This is a genomic window from Ruegeria sp. CF3, assembly GCF_056537365.1.
On sequence record NZ_JBQFRK010000001.1, the window covers coordinates 1215741 to 1231143 of the forward strand.

Here is a 15403-nt window from a genome sequence, read left to right on the forward strand (position 1 = left end):
GCGGGATTCCGCCATGTCGTGTTGCAAACGGCAATCTTCTTTGATGGCTGAACCGCTTGCGCCTTTGCCCACAGCGGATAAAACGGGCGGCGACAAAACAAAAGAGAAAACGATTTCATGAGCACTGCCCTTGTCATTCTTGCCGCCGGAAAAGGCACAAGGATGAACTCTGATATTCCCAAAGTCCTGCATCCGATCGCTCAGGCCCCAATGCTGGTTCACGCCATGCGCGCCGGTGCTGTCCTGTCGCCCAAGCGCACGGTGATTGTTACCGGCCACGGTGCGGAAGCAGTCGCGCGTGTGGCTGAAGCCGAAGATGAAAACGCCAGCATTGCGGTGCAGGAAGAACAACTTGGCACCGCCCACGCTGTTGCGCAGGCGCGTGCAGCGCTGGAGGGCTTTCAGGGGGATGTGGTCGTCCTCTATGGTGATACCCCGTTTCTACAGCCCGACACCCTGCAGCGGATGATCGAAGCGCGCGCAAAAAACGATCTGGTCATTCTTGGATTCGAAGCTGCAGACCCCGCCCGTTATGGCCGCCTTGTGATGAACGGAGACGCCCTAGAGCGGATCGTCGAGTTCAAGGATGCCACAGATGAAGAGCGCACTATAACCTTCTGTAACTCTGGTCTTTTGGCATGTGATGCTGAAACTTTGTTCTCGCTGATCGATGCCGTTGGAAATGACAATGCCTCAGGTGAATACTACCTGACCGACGTAGTCGAGATCGCCCGCAGCCAAGGGCTGTCCGTAACTGCGGTTGCCTGCGACGAAGCTCAGACGCTGGGCATCAATTCGCGCACTGACCTGGCGGCGGCTGATGCGGTGTTTCAGGTGCAAGCACGGTCTGCATTGCTGGATCTGGGGGTCACTCTGATGGCCCCTGAAACCGTGTATCTGGCCGCAGATACCGTCATTGGCCGCGACACTGTCATTGAACCCAATGTGGTTTTCGGCCCCGGAGTGACCGTGGAAAGCGGCGCAACGATCCGGGCGTTTTCACATCTCGAAGGCTGCCATGTCAGCCGAGGTTCGGTGGTAGGACCCTATGCCCGGCTGCGTCCGGGAACAGAGCTGGCTGAAAACGCCAAAATTGGCAACTTTGTCGAGATCAAGAACGCCGAAATCGCCGAAGGCGCTAAGGTGAATCACCTCAGCTATATTGGCGATGCCTCAGTCGGGGCGGCGACAAATATTGGTGCGGGAACCATCACCTGCAACTATGACGGCGTGATGAAGCATAAAACGACCATCGGGGAAAACGTGTTCATCGGATCGAACACGATGCTGGTGGCCCCGGTCACTCTGGGTGATGGCGCAATGACCGCCACGGGGACCGTAGTGACCAAGGATATTGAGCCAGACGCATTGGCCGTAGCGCGTTCCAAGCAGGAAAACAAACCCGGCTATGCGCGTAAATTGTTTGAAATGTTGAAGGCGAAGAAGGCTCGCCGCGACAAAGGAGCCTGAGTTATGTGTGGAATTGTTGGTGTTCTGGGCAGTCACGAAGCTGCCCCTATCCTGGTCGAAGCACTGAAGCGGCTTGAATATCGCGGTTATGACAGCGCCGGTATTGCGACCGTGAACGATGGCGCTTTGGGCCGCCGACGGGCCGTCGGCAAGTTGGTGAACCTAAGCGACCTTCTGGTTCACAACCCCCTTCCGGGTAAATCCGGTATCGGTCATACCCGCTGGGCCACCCATGGTGCCCCATCGGTTAACAATGCACATCCGCACAAGGCCGGGCCTGTCGCCGTAGTGCACAACGGCATCGTTGAAAACTATCGTGAACTGCGGGCCGAACTGGCCGATAATGGGGTCGGTTTCGTGACGGATACCGACACTGAAACCGTCGCCCTGATGACGGAACGCTACATGTCCGAAGGGCTGTCTCCGGTCGACGCCGCGTTTAAAACCATTGATCGGCTCAAGGGTGCATTTGCGCTCGCCTTTCTGTTCGACGGTCAAGAAGACCTGATTGTCGCAGCGCGCAAGGGTTCGCCCCTGGCAATTGGTCACGGCGACGGTGAGATGTTTGTTGGGTCTGATGCGATCGCGCTGGCCCCCCTGACGGATCGCATCACCTATCTTGAGGAAGGCGATCGGGCGGTTCTGACCCGCACTTCGCTTGAGATTCGAACCGAATCGGGAGAGCTTGCCAACCGCGAAATTCGGCAAATTCAAATCGATCAGACCCGTGCCGACAAAGGCGGCCACAAGCATTATATGGCCAAGGAAATTGCCGAGCAGCCTGTTGTGGTGGCCGAAGCCATCCGCTCGTATCTTCCGACCGGAGGCGATCAGGTTGTATTGCCCGGTGACGGTCTGGATTTCACCAAGCTGGACCGTCTGACCATGGTGGCTTGCGGCACGGCATTCTACGCTTGCCTGACGGCAAAATACTGGTTCGAACAGCTGGCCAAGATGCCGGTTGAAGTCGATATCGCCAGCGAGTTCCGCTATCGCGAACCTCCGATCTCGGACCGGACGTTGGCGCTGTTTGTAAGCCAGTCGGGCGAAACCGCCGACACGCTTGCTGCCCAGCGCTATTGCGAAGGCAAGGCGGACAAGATTGTCTCGGTCGTGAATGTCGCGGAAAGCTCGATTGCGCGCGAAAGCGATGTGGCGTTGCCGATCCATGCGGGTGTTGAGATCGGTGTTGCCTCGACCAAGGCGTTCACCTGCCAGCTTAGCGTGTTGCTCATGCTTGCCCTTAAGGCCGCTGCAGATCGAGGCACGCTTAGCGATGAAGAGATCGCGGATCACGCGGCCGCCCTTCGCGGATTGCCGACTGTGCTGAATGCTGCGCTGGATCAGAACGACGCTATTCGCCAATCCGCCCAGCGCCTGTCCGAAGCGCGCGACGTGCTGTTCCTGGGCCGTGGCCTCATGTACCCGCTGGCGATGGAAGGCGCGCTGAAACTCAAGGAAATCAGCTATATTCACGCCGAAGGCTATGCCTCGGGTGAGTTGAAGCACGGCCCCATCGCCTTGATCGACAAGCATATGCCGGTTGTTGTCATGGCACCGCGCGACGCAGTTTTCGACAAGACAGTTTCGAACATGCAGGAGGTGATGGCGCGCAAGGGCAAGGTAATCCTTGTCTCGGATGATGACGGTATCGCTGAGGCAGAAGATGGAGTTTGGAGCACGATCCGTATGCCACATGTGCACACCAGCCTTGCCCCGATTCTCTATTCGGTGCCCGCGCAATTGCTAGCCTACCACACGGCGGTGGCCAAAGGCACAGATGTTGATCAGCCCCGTAATCTGGCAAAATCCGTCACGGTTGAGTGATCAGGCATGCAAGCCTATCTTGATCAGATCAAAGCCCATGCCGATCCCGAACGCGCAGAACAGGTGGCGGCCTATCACAAGGTAGACCGCGCCTATCTGGGTGTTCCGAACCCGGTTCTGAACGATCTGACCAAGGCTTGGCGGCGCGAACTTGAAGTCATCGACCGCATCGCTGTCGCCGATGGCTTATGGCAGACCAACATTCATGAAGCGCGGGTCGCGGCAGCAAAGCTGCTGACCCAAGCCCGTATCCGACCGGATGACGCGGTGTGGGACCTGCTGCAAAGCTGGCTACCGGATTTTGACGCCTGGGCCGTGGCCGATCATGCCTGTATGGCGATGCAAAAGCGTCTTTCGGCTGATCCAATCCGGCTGGACCAGGTCGAACGTTGGACCACGTCGGGCCACATGTGGACCAAACGCGCCGCGCTGGTCGCCACCTTGCCCTGGACCAAACAGAACCATCCCAAACCGAAAGACCTGGCATGCCGCGACCGTATACTCGGCTGGGCTGCCACGTATGTCTCCGATCGGGAATGGTTCATCCAGAAGGCCATCGCATGGTGGCTGCGCGAATTGTCAAAGCATGATCCAGGGCGCGTAGTCGCGTTTCTGGAAACGCACGGCGCAAACATGAAACCCTTTGCCCGCAAAGAGGCTGGGAAATACCTGCGCGCTCAGTCGGAATAGACTTCCAGTTCCACCAACTCGTCATATGGCACCAACAACGCGCGCATGGCTTCAAGCGACAGCCGTCCGCCACCGCCTTCGGGGCCTGGTGCGGGAACAAGCGTGACATAGGCCTGCGCACCCGTGCGCGGCACAACCACGCGGCCGTTGATTTCAGTTTGTACCAGAGGCGTCTGCAACCAGCGCCCCGGTGTGTTGGGATCGCCCAGCCCGGCAACGGTCGTTTTGGCGCCAGACCACCCTGCGGCAGCCACAGGCTCAGGAGTTACCTCCGTCGCCTCTGCTGTAACGGGTTCAGCCGCCGTCTCGTTGGATGAACTTCCGAACACCCGATCCGTCGTGGACCGAACGGCATCGCAACCGGCAACGAGGCTAAAAGCTAAAACCAAAGCATATTTCATAACACAAAACCTAGAGCGCTGCGCCTAACTGTACCAGTCCAAAACGCAGATGGCACTTGCCGCGAACATGCCTCCGCTTTACCTATGAGCCATGACAGCTCCGCTTATAGACCCGTTTGCCCGCGCCATCACCTATCTTCGCGTCTCCGTTACGGATCGCTGCGATTTCCGCTGCGTCTACTGCATGTCCGAAGATATGAAGTTTCTTCCCAAGAAAGACCTTCTGACTCTGGAAGAGTTGGATCGTATGTGCACGACTTTCGTCAATTTGGGCGTCGAGAAATTGCGCATCACCGGGGGCGAACCACTGGTTAGGCGAAACATCATGTCATTCTTCAACAGCATGACCCGACATCTGGACAGCGGCGCCCTGAAGGAGCTGACGCTGACAACCAACGGATCACAATTGCACCGATTTGCGGATGATCTTTACGCAGCGGGCGTGCGGCGCGTGAATGTATCGCTCGATACGCTGGATGAAGACAAATTTGCCAAGGTCACCCGATGGGGCCGCCTGAAACAGGTGCTGAACGGCATTGACGCAGCGCAGAAGGCTGGCCTGCGGATCAAGATCAACGCTGTCGCTCTGAAAGGGTTCAACGAGCCCGAGCTACCCAAGATCACCGAATGGTGTGCCGAACGTGATATGGATCTGACCTGGATCGAGGTGATGCCCATGGGCGACATAGGCAACGAAGACCGGCTGGATCAGTATTGGTCGCTCAAGGACGTCCGCAAGGAATACCAGAACCACTATACGGTCACTGATCTGGCCGAACGGACAGGTGGTCCGGCGCGGTATGTCAGGCTTGAGGAGACCGGACAAAAGATCGGTTTCATAACGCCACTCAGCCATAACTTCTGCGAAAGCTGCAACCGCGTGCGCCTGACCTGCACTGGTGAGATCTACATGTGCCTTGGCCAGGAAGATATGGCTGATCTGCGCGCACCCCTGCGCGATCATCCCGATACCGAGAAACCGTTGGAAGACGCGATCCGCGCAGCCATCAACCTCAAGCCCAAGGGCCATGATTTCGACTATTCCCGGCAAGCCGTCGACGGTCAGATGAGCCGCCACATGAGTCATACGGGCGGCTGAGATGCCCGGCACACCCGCGCAGCCAACGCTGCTGTACAAACTGTACTGCGGCCTCATTTCAATTGCCGAACCCCTGATTTGGTGGAAAGTACGCAACAAACTGCACGCTGCGGGTGTTCCCGAAAGCCGCCAGCAAGAACGGCTTGGCCATGCCAGTTTGCCGCGCCCAGATGGGCAGCTGATCTGGTTTCACGCGGCCAGTGTGGGTGAAAGCCTATCGGTTCTAAGCCTGATCAACCGTCTGGGGCAGCGCCTGCCGAATGCTGAGTTTCTCATCACCTCAGGCACCCCGACCTCGGCGACGTTGATTGCTAAGCGCTTGCCTGCCCGGACGCGCCACCAGTATCCGCCATTGGACAGCGCCGCTCCGGTGCGCGAGTTTCTGGACCACTGGAAACCCGATGCAGGCATCTTTGTAGAAAGTGAAATCTGGCCCCGGCTGATCGTAGAGGCCGCAAATCGCGGCACGCCACTGGCGCTCTTGAATGCCCGGCTATCTGACAAATCAGTGGATAGTTGGAACAAGCGCCCGAACACGGCGCGCTTCATTCTGGATCATTTCAAGGTATTTCTGACCCAGAACGACAAAACCGCCGCTAATCTGATCGCAATTGGTGCCGACGCGAATCGCGTACAGCCCGGCACCAACCTCAAGGCCATGTCTGACCCGCTGCCCGTAAATCAGGATGTCCTGACCGAAACCCAAGCGCAGATAGATGGTCGCCCGATATGGATTGCCAGTTCGACCCATGCAGGGGAAGAAGAAACGGTTCTGGCAGCCCACAAAGCGTTGCTACAGCGCTGGCCCGACCTGCTATTGCTGCTGATCCCTCGCCATCCGGAGCGTGGAGACGACGTTGCTAAATTGGTGAGTGATGCTGGTCTTTCGCATGCACGACGCAGCGCTGACCAACAGATAGCATCAGACATACAGGTCTATGTCGCGGATACATTGGGTGAAACCGGAACCTGGTACGCCCTCTGCCCCATCGTTTTCCTAGGGGGATCGCTGAAAGAGATCGGCGGCCATAACCCGTTTGAACCGGTTCAGGCGGGGGCTGCGGTGATCACCGGCCCTGGTTATTTCAATTTTGCCGAGACATTTGAGCCGCTCATCAAAACGGGCGGCGCCGTCCGGATCAACTCGGCCAACGCATTGTCAGATGCTGTCACCCTCTGGCTGTCGGACAAAGCCGAACTGCACACCGCTCGAATGGCAGCCGATGCCTGCGTGAAAACACAGAGTTCGGCTTTGGATGCGGTGATCGAAACGCTCTGCTCCCGCCTGTCTCTCGGCTGACAAAACGCACCGATCCCTCTTCATCTGGCTAAAAATACCTCGGGGGGGTGGGGCAGAGCCCCCACCCTTCCCATCAAGCAGCAGGCATCCGCTGCTCAACAATCTCGGCCCACCAACTACACCCGGCAGGAATGGCCTCGTCGTTGAAATTATACTCGGGATGATGAACCATGGCCGTATCTCCATTGCCCACCAGAATATAAGCCCCCGGACGCTCTTCGAGCATAAAGGCAAAATCCTCACCCCCCATGACAAGGGGCGCCTCGTCACAGCTGCCCGAGACCGATTTCGCCACCTCGGCCGCGAAATCGGTCTGCTCGTCACTGTTCACCATCACCGGATAGCCACGAATATAGGTCACATCCGCCGTGCCACCAAAGGTCGCTGCAACTCCTGCGCAAATCTCGTTGATCCGTTTCTCGGCAAGATCGCGCATCTCTTTGCTCATGGTGCGTACGGTGCCTTTGATCTGCGCTGTTTGAGGAATGACATTGAACGCCTTCGAGGATGTCTCGAACGATGTCACAGACACCACGACCTGATCGATCGGGTCGGCATTGCGCGAGGCAATCGTCTGCAACGCCAACACGGCCTGCGCGGTCATCACGGTCGTATCCACGGTCTCCTGCGGTTTCGCGGCGTGGCCACCGCGACCTTCAAAGGTGATGTCGAACTGATCGGTCGCGGCAAAGAACGAACCCGGACGGATAGAGAAACTGCCGACCGGACGGCCAGGCCAGTTGTGCATGCCGTAGACTTCCTGAATGTTCCAGCGCGCCATCATGCCGTCTTCGCACATTTCGCGACCACCGCCGCCACCTTCTTCAGCGGGCTGGAAGATCACCACTACAGTACCGTCAAAATTACGCGTTTCCGAAAGGTATTTCGCCGCCCCGAGCAGCATCGCCGTATGTCCATCATGGCCACAAGCATGCATCGCCCCATCGGTTTTCGAGGCGTAATCCAACCCCGTCGCCTCGTGAATCGGCAGCGCATCCATATCAGCACGCAGACCGATGACTTTGCCACTCGAGTCTGATTTGCCCTTGATCACACCGACAACCCCGGTGCGACCGATCCCGGTAACGACCTCGTCGCAGCCGAACTCTTTCAGTTTGTCCGCGACCAAAGCACTGGTGCGGTGGGTTTCAAACAGAATCTCGGGGTTTTCATGAATATCCCGTCGCCATTCGGTGATTTCGGCCTGCAATTCGGCAAAGCGGTTCTTAACTGGCATGTCTTCTCTCTCCTAATTCAAGCCGCCGGCATCCGGCGCTCGACCATTTCGGCAAACCATGAGCATCCCATCGGGATGATCTCATCGTTGAAATTGTATTCAGGGTGGTGCAGCCCGGCGCTGTCGCCATTGCCCAGCACGATGAAGGCCCCGGGGCGTTCTTCCAGCATGAACGAGAAATCCTCGCCCCCCATCACCATCGGCGCCTCATCACAGCTGCCACCTACGGAAATGGCGGCCTCAGCGGCAAATTCCGTCTGTTCTTCGGCGTTGATCGTCACCGGAACTCCACGCGTGTATGAGACTTTGACAGTGCCACCGAAGGTTTCAGCAATACCCTCAGCCACCTCGCTTAGCCGCGTCTCGATCAGGTCGCGCATTTCATTCGAATGCGTTCGTACAGTACCGCGCACCTGCGCCGATTGAGGGATCACATTGAACGCTTTGGATGAGGTCTCGACCGAAGTCACAGACAGAACCGCCTGTAAAATAGGGTCCGCGTTACGCGACACGATGGTCTGAAGTGCCACGATCAGTTGCGACAACATCACTGTAGTATCAATTGTTTCATGCGGTTTCGCCGCGTGGCCGCCTCGACCTTCCAGATGAATGTCGAACTCATCCGCAGCCGCCAGCAGCGGGCCAGACCGGATCGCAAACCGCCCCGTCGGCACACCTGGCACATTGTGCATGGCATAGACTTCCTGAATGCCGAACCGATCCATCAGACCGTCTTTGCACATCGCCTCGGCCCCATTGCCGCCTTCTTCCGCTGGTTGGAAAATCACAATGGCTGTGCCGTCGAAGTTCCGCGTCTCAGACAAGTATTTCGCCGCGCCCAACACCATCGCCGTATGGCCATCATGGCCACAGGCATGCATGGCGCCATCGGTTTTCGAGGCATAATCAAGGCCCGTCTGCTCCTGCATCGGCAGCGCGTCCATATCGGCACGCAGGCCGATCACACGACCCTGCGTGTCGGTCTTGCCCTTGATGACGCCAACGACACCGGTGCGGCCAATGCCCGTCACAACCTCATCGCAACCGAACTCTTTCAGCTTTTCAGCCACCAAGGCGCTGGTGCGGTGGGTGTCATAGAGGATCTCAGGGTGTTGATGAATATCCCGCCGCCAACCGGTGATTTCTTCGTGCATTTCGGCAAGTCGGTTCTTGATTGGCATCTGATCCTCCCAAATCAGGCGACGGGTAATCGTCGTTCCACCAGCTCGGCAAACCAGCTGCAACCGGCGGGAATGGCGTCGTCGTCGAAGTTGTATTCCGGGTGATGGCACATGGCCGTGTCCCCGTTTCCGATAAAGATGTAGGCTCCGGGCCGTTCTTCAAGCATGTAAGCAAAATCTTCTGACGGCATGATTGGATCGGTGCTGTCATTGACCTTGCCTGCCACGGCCTGCGCGGCCTCAGCAGCATAGATGGTTTCATCGTCCGAATTCACCGTCACCGGATAGCCCGGTGTCCACGTCATCTTAGCCGAAGCTCCAAAGGCCGAGGCAGTGTCTTCGGCGATCCGGCGCACGCGTTCTTCAGCGACCTTTCGATATTCTGGGTCAAGTGTACGAACAGTTCCCCGCAACCGCACCGTATGGGCAATCACATTCGAAGCCACACTATCGGTTTCAAAAGTCCCGACGGTCAGCACCACCCTTTTGATAGGGTCCACGGTACGCGACACCACTGATTGCAAAGCTACAACAATGTGCGACGCAATCAGCGTTGTATCTACCGCCTCATGCGGGGCGGCAGCATGACCGCCTTTACCCGTTACAACAATTTCGAATTCATCCGAAGAAGCCAGCAATGCGCCTGGTCGAATGGCAAACTCACCAACCGGCATTCCCGGCATGTTGTGCATGCCATAGACTTCCTGAATACCCCAGCGCTCCATCAGCCCGTCCTGACACATGGCCAGACCACCCGCCCCGCCTTCTTCGGCAGGCTGGAAAATCAACACAACGGTACCGTCAAAATTCCTCGTCTCGGCCAGATACTGCGCCGCGCCCAACAGCATCGAGGTATGACCGTCATGACCACAGGCATGCATCTTACCAGAAACCGTCGAAGCATAGTCCAGCCCCGTCGCCTCTTCTATGGGCAGCGCATCCATGTCGGCACGCAGCCCGATAACACGGCCTAGCGTATCCTGACGTCCCTTGATCACGGCAACCACGCCAGTCTTGCCGATGCCGGGCGTGATCTCATCCACACCGAAGTCTTTCAGGCGGTCGACCACAAACCCTGCCGTTTCCTCCACATCATACATCAGCTCGGGATACATATGCAGGTGACGGCGCCATTTGGTGATCTCGCCATGCATTTCGGCGAGCCGGTTCTTGACGGGCATCTCTAACCTCTCCTTTGAGATGTTATTCGCAGAGCCTCTTTACCAGACGCTCCATAAATTTTTGACCTGCGTTGAATTGAGAAATCGTAATGAACTCATTCGGCTGATGGGCCTGCGCGATATCACCGGGGCCGCAGATAACAGCGGAATAACCGGCTTCCTGAAACTGCCCCGCCTCAGTGCCATAGCTTACCACATGTGTCGCATTGTCACCGGTGAGCGCGCGCACCAGCGTCTCGGCCTCGCCATCTTCTTCAGGCACAAGACCGGGGATCGAGAAATGCTCGGATAGCTCGATCCGGGCTTCCGGATGTACCGCTTGCATTTGGGCCTCGACTTCTCGAACCTTATCAAAATAGGCTTTCTGCCAGACCGCCTTTTCATCATCCGGAACGGTGCGAAAATCCATCATGAACCGGCAATCCTTGGCGGTGATGTTATGCGCGGTCCCGCCTTCGATCATACCAACATGGCAGGTAGTCCAAGGCGGATCGAACACTGACGCAATGTCTGAAGGTTGCGTCGCCATATTCTCGGCGTTCCGATCATTGGCCCAATTGATCAGCGGCGCGGCCTCCATGATCGCATTGACGCCTGTGTGCATGATTGAGCTGTGAACTTCGAACCCCACCACATGCGTGTCAAAGCCAAACCCGCCTTTATGGCCGGTGACGGCCTGCATCATCGACGGCTCGCCCACAATCACGGCTGATCCTTTGGGCAGATCCTCCTGCATGTGGGCGATCATCGGCGGCGCGCCGGTGCATCCGACCTCTTCATCAAAGCTCAGCGCCAGTTGAAGCGGACGTTTGATACCTGAATGATGTGCCTCGACCAAAGCCCAAATCGCCAGAGCGTCGAAGCCCTTCATGTCGCAAGTACCGCGACCGAAGTATTTGCCGTCTTTCTCGGTCACAACGAAAGGATCGGTATCCCAGGGCTGACCATCGATGGGCACGACATCCGTATGCCCCGACAAGACGATTGCACCTTCTTCCCACGGACCGACATGCGCAAATAGTGCCGCCTTGTGAGGCTGATCCGGATCAGGCCAGCGATGTGGTTCGATCCCATGACTTGTTAGATAGTCTTCGACCCAATCCACCAGAGGCAGGTTCGTGTCGCGGCTGACTGTCGGGAACGAAATCAGCCGGGTCATGATTTCTAACGGCGTCAAGCGTTCAACCATGAGGGTCAATATCCGCTGTCAGTGGTCAGAATGAAATGACCCGGCTCGACCTCATTGTATTCAGATGGTTCTGGCTTGTAGCCGATGGGATGAATCGGGGACGGAATAGGTTTGAAGTTCAGGTCTTTTTCCGACTTGCGCTTGTTCGGGTCGGCAATTGGTACCGCCTTCATCAGCGCCTGCGTATAAGGGTGCTGTGGGTTCTCAAACACCCGAGCACGCGGACCCAGTTCGACAATGCGGCCCAGATACATCACACCGACATGGTGACTGACCCTTTCGACCACCGCCATGTCATGGCTGATGAACAGATAGCTTAGGCCAAGTTCCGATTGCAGCTCCATCATCAGGTTCAGCACCTGCGCCTGAACCGAGACGTCCAGCGCCGAAACGGCCTCATCCGCGATGATTAGCTTGGGATTCAGCGCCAGTGCTCGCGCAATCGCAATCCGTTGCCGCTGACCACCCGACATCTCATGCGGGAAGCGGCGCATGAAGCTGCGCGGCAGTTGCACCTTGTCGAACAGTTGCGCTACCCGGTCCTGCAGTTCTGACCCCGAGGCAACCCCATAGTTCCGCATCGGTTCAGCGACCTGATCAACCAACTGCATCTGAGGGTTCAGCGAGGCGAACGGATCCTGAAAGATCATCTGCATGTCCAGCCGCGCTTTGCGCAGGCCGGCCTGGTCCAGCTTCATGATGTCGACACCGTCCAGATCAACCTCACCCGCCATCGGCTCCACCAACCGCAGGATCGAGCGCCCTGCCGACGACTTGCCACACCCAGATTCGCCAACGAGGCTGAGTGTTTGCCCCCGGTTCAGCGTGAACGAGACATCTTCGACTGCATGCACGTTCGAGATGGTCCGGCGCAGCAATCCGCCTTTCACCGCAAATCGCGTGGTCAGGTTCTTGACCGTCAGCAACACTTCGTTCGTACCCGGGATCGGAGCGATCTTCTGGCCTTCCTCACCCAGCAGTTTCATTGGCTCGGGCGCGGCTTTGCCCTGCATCTCGCCCAATTTCGGAACCGCCGCCAGCAACGCCTTGGTGTAATCGTGCTGCGGGTTTTCGAAGATTTCTTTGACGGTGCCTTCCTCGACCTTGTTGCCGCGGAACATAACCACCACGCGGTCCGCCATCTGCGCGACCACAGCCATGTCATGGGTGATAAACATTACTGCCGTTCCGGTCTCGCGCTTGAGGCGGTCCATCAGCGCCAGAATCTCGGCCTGGATGGTCACATCCAGCGCGGTGGTGGGCTCGTCCGCAATCAGCAGGCGAGGCTCACACGCCATGGCCATGGCGATCACCACACGCTGGCGCATGCCACCGGACAGTTCATGCGGATATTGCTTTAAACGTCGCTCGGGCTCGGGGATGCGCACCTGACGCAATAGTTCCAGCGCGCGCTCTTCGGCCTGCGCTTTGTTCATGTCCTTGTGGATTCGCAATCCTTCGGTGAGCTGCCGTCCGACGGTGAAAACCGGGTTCAAGGCCGTCATCGGCTCCTGAAAGATCATTCCGATCTCATTTCCGCGAATCTGCTTCATCAGATCTTGATCGGCGTGGGACAGATCCATTTCCTCGCCGCCGCGGCGATCGAAAAGCAGTTGTCCGCCAGCAATTTCACCGCCGCCGAACTCGACCAAGCGCATCAGCGATAGAGATGAGACTGATTTGCCCGACCCCGATTCGCCCACGATACAGACGGTTTCGCCTGGGTTAACCTCGAACGAGACGTCCTCGACGCCCACCACCGGGCCATCTTTAGTTTGAAATTCGACCCGCAGTTTTTTGATCTGGGCAATTGGCTGATCCAGCACGCGCGCTCTCCCCTTGGCGGCTTTTCGGATTGGGTGCCAAACGCTAAGGCGGGCAGATGTGAAAAGTCAAACCGATAGGTCAAATTTCGCAAGGCAAGGCTTGCAATTTTCCAAAACTCTGTTTCGATACGCCGCGTAACCGTTCTGGGGAGAGGTCTGAATACACGAAGGCGATACAATCGTTTCCGTTTGATTCCAAATCCTTATCCCTTTTGACGGCCACGCCTAACCCGCGGGCATCGCGGAGATAATCGAGACACGTATGTGTCCAACATGGAGTGTATGATGAAAATCAAAACCCTTTTGCTTGGTGCGATTGCAAGCACGGCAATGGCCCCGATGGCCATGGCCGAGCGTGGATCGGACGGCAATGTCAGCATCATTTACTGGCAAGCCCCATCGATCCTGAACCCGTTCCTTTCGGGTGGCACCAAGGATGTGGAATCCGCGTCGCTAGTGATTGAGCCGCTCGCCCGGTACAATCAAGATGGCGAAATGGTTCCGTTCCTGGCATCCGAAATTCCGACAGTTGCAAATGGTGGCGTCAGCGAAGACCTGACCTCGATCACTTGGAAAATCGCGCCGGGAATCACCTGGTCAGACGGCACGCCATTCACCTCCGCTGATGTTGTGTTCACTGCAAACTATTGCATGGACCCAGAAGGCGGTTGTGCTCAGGTGACCAAATTTGAAGGTGTCACCAATGTCGAGGCTGTCGATGATCTGACCGTCAAAGTCACATTCGATGCGCCGACCCCGTTCCCTTACGGCCCGTTCGTGGGTGGTGAGAGCCCGATCATCCAGGCGGCACAGTTCGCGGATTGCATGGGAGCCAAAGCGCCCGAATGCACCGAGCAGAACTTTAACCCGATCGGCACAGGCCCATTTGTTGTCACCGAATTCAAGCCGAATGACGTGATCACTTTCAAGGCCAATGATAACTACCGTGACCCGGCAAAGCCTGCGTTCGCAACGGTAACATTCAAAGGCGGTGGCGATGCAACTGCTGCTGGTCGTGCGGTCATGGAAACCGGCGAATTTGACTATGCCTGGAACTTGCAGCTTGCGCCTGAAGTGATCGCGCAGATGCAGGAAGGCGGCAAAGGTACTCCGGTCGCAGGCTTCGGCCCGCTGGTGGAACGCATCATGCTGAACCAGACCAACCCGTCGCCAGATCTGCCGGAGGGCGAGCGTTCGACTGCAACGCATCCGCACCCGTTCCTGCAGGACCCTGCTGTTTACAAGGCCATGTCGCTGGCCATCGACCGGCCGCTGCTGGTTGAAATCGGCTACGGTCAGGCCGGTAAGGTTACCTGCAACTGGGTACCTGCGCCTGCCGCGGTGAATTCCGACACATTCAGCTGCGATACTCAAGATATCGAAGGTGCCAAGAAGCTTCTGGATGACGCGGGTATCGTAGATTCCGATGGCGATGGCATCCGTGAAAAAGACGGTGTACCGCTGAAGATTGTCTATCAGACATCGACCAACGCAGTTCGCCAGGACTTCCAGGCGCTGATCAAAGAATGGTGGAGCCAAATCGGTATCGAAACTGAGCTGCGCAACATCAATGCTTCGGTCTTCTTTGGTGGTGATCCGGGTTCGCCTGACACCTTCCAGAAGTTCTATGCCGACGTTGAAATGTATGCCAACACCTTCAACGGCACTGACCCGCAGTCCTATCTGGGCAACGGCCTGTGCGACAAGGCACCCAAGCCTGAAAGCCAGTGGCAGGGCGAGAACATCAGCCGTTTCTGCAACGAAGAGTTCGACAAGCTGCATGGCAAACTGGCCGAAACCGCAGGTGCGGATGAGCGCGCGCAGATCGCGCGTCAGCTGAACGACATCATGGTTGAAAATGGCGGAATGATCCCGCTGGTGCACCGTGGTCGTCTGTCGGCACACGCCAACACGCTGGGTGGCGTTGTCCTGAACGTTTGGGACAGCGAGCTGTGGAACATTGCGGACTGGTACCGCAAGACCGGTTCCTAAGCGTTAATCT

General features: G+C 57.3%; 12 protein-coding genes. 6 read left to right on the plus strand and 6 right to left on the minus strand.

The features are described 5' to 3' along the window. Positions 1-117 precede the first annotated feature (117 nt). Genes glmU through ACR0KC_RS06170 form a run of 3 tightly spaced genes read left to right on the plus strand, consistent with a single transcriptional unit; the run spans position 118 to position 3987 of the window. Positions 118-1470, plus strand: coding sequence for a bifunctional UDP-N-acetylglucosamine diphosphorylase/glucosamine-1-phosphate N-acetyltransferase GlmU (gene glmU / locus ACR0KC_RS06160; protein WP_480570730.1), 1353 nt, complete (start codon positions 118-120; stop codon positions 1468-1470). Positions 1471-1473: 3 nt separating this feature from the next. Next, a complete protein-coding gene (gene glmS, locus ACR0KC_RS06165; RefSeq protein WP_480705455.1) occupies positions 1474-3297 on the plus strand; it encodes a glutamine--fructose-6-phosphate transaminase (isomerizing) in 1824 nt (607 codons plus the stop codon). Between the two features lie 6 nt (positions 3298-3303). Beyond that, entirely contained in the window at positions 3304-3987 is a 684-nt protein-coding gene (locus tag ACR0KC_RS06170; protein WP_480771606.1) for a DNA alkylation repair protein, read from the plus strand. Here ACR0KC_RS06170 and ACR0KC_RS06175 read toward each other — a convergent pair. After that, positions 3975-4388: a hypothetical protein gene (locus ACR0KC_RS06175; RefSeq protein WP_170404060.1), complete on the minus strand. Its 414-nt coding sequence runs from the start codon at positions 4386-4388 to the stop codon at positions 3975-3977. The genes ACR0KC_RS06170 and ACR0KC_RS06175 overlap by 13 nt on opposite strands. Before the next feature lie 91 nt (positions 4389-4479). Between ACR0KC_RS06175 and moaA the strand changes: the two genes are divergently transcribed. After that, positions 4480-5487, plus strand: coding sequence for a GTP 3',8-cyclase MoaA (gene moaA, locus ACR0KC_RS06180; protein ID WP_170404063.1), 1008 nt, complete (start codon positions 4480-4482; stop codon positions 5485-5487). 1 nt (position 5488) lies between these two features. After that, positions 5489-6787, plus strand: a complete 1299-nt coding sequence (locus ACR0KC_RS06185; protein ID WP_480771607.1) for a 3-deoxy-D-manno-octulosonic acid transferase — start codon at positions 5489-5491, stop codon at positions 6785-6787. Positions 6788-6860: 73 nt separating this feature from the next. Here ACR0KC_RS06185 and ACR0KC_RS06190 read toward each other — a convergent pair whose 3' ends face one another. Genes ACR0KC_RS06190 through ACR0KC_RS06210 form a run of 5 tightly spaced genes read right to left on the minus strand, consistent with a single transcriptional unit; the run spans position 6861 to position 13401 of the window. Further along, a complete protein-coding gene (locus ACR0KC_RS06190) occupies positions 6861-8024 on the minus strand; it encodes a M20 aminoacylase family protein (RefSeq protein ID WP_480705461.1) in 1164 nt (387 codons plus the stop codon). Between the two features lie 17 nt (positions 8025-8041). Next, positions 8042-9205 carry a M20 aminoacylase family protein gene (locus tag ACR0KC_RS06195; RefSeq protein WP_480771608.1) on the minus strand — a complete coding sequence of 388 codons (1164 nt, stop codon included), beginning with the start codon at positions 9203-9205 and terminating at the stop codon, positions 8042-8044. 14 nt (positions 9206-9219) lie between these two features. Beyond that, positions 9220-10386, minus strand: a complete 1167-nt coding sequence (locus ACR0KC_RS06200) for a M20 aminoacylase family protein (RefSeq protein WP_480771609.1) — start codon at positions 10384-10386, stop codon at positions 9220-9222. A gap of 22 nt (positions 10387-10408) precedes the next feature. Further along, positions 10409-11575 carry an acetylornithine deacetylase gene (argE, locus tag ACR0KC_RS06205; protein WP_480771610.1) on the minus strand — a complete coding sequence of 389 codons (1167 nt, stop codon included), beginning with the start codon at positions 11573-11575 and terminating at the stop codon, positions 10409-10411. 5 nt (positions 11576-11580) lie between these two features. Continuing rightward, positions 11581-13401 carry an ABC transporter ATP-binding protein gene (locus tag ACR0KC_RS06210; protein ID WP_170511247.1) on the minus strand — a complete coding sequence of 607 codons (1821 nt, stop codon included), beginning with the start codon at positions 13399-13401 and terminating at the stop codon, positions 11581-11583. Positions 13402-13686: 285 nt separating this feature from the next. Between ACR0KC_RS06210 and ACR0KC_RS06215 the strand changes: the two genes are divergently transcribed. Next, the gene (locus tag ACR0KC_RS06215; RefSeq protein WP_170397105.1) at positions 13687-15393 is read left to right on the plus strand and encodes a peptide ABC transporter substrate-binding protein; all 1707 of its coding nucleotides are present in this window, start codon (positions 13687-13689) and stop codon (positions 15391-15393) included. Positions 15394-15403: the final 10 nt, after the last annotated feature.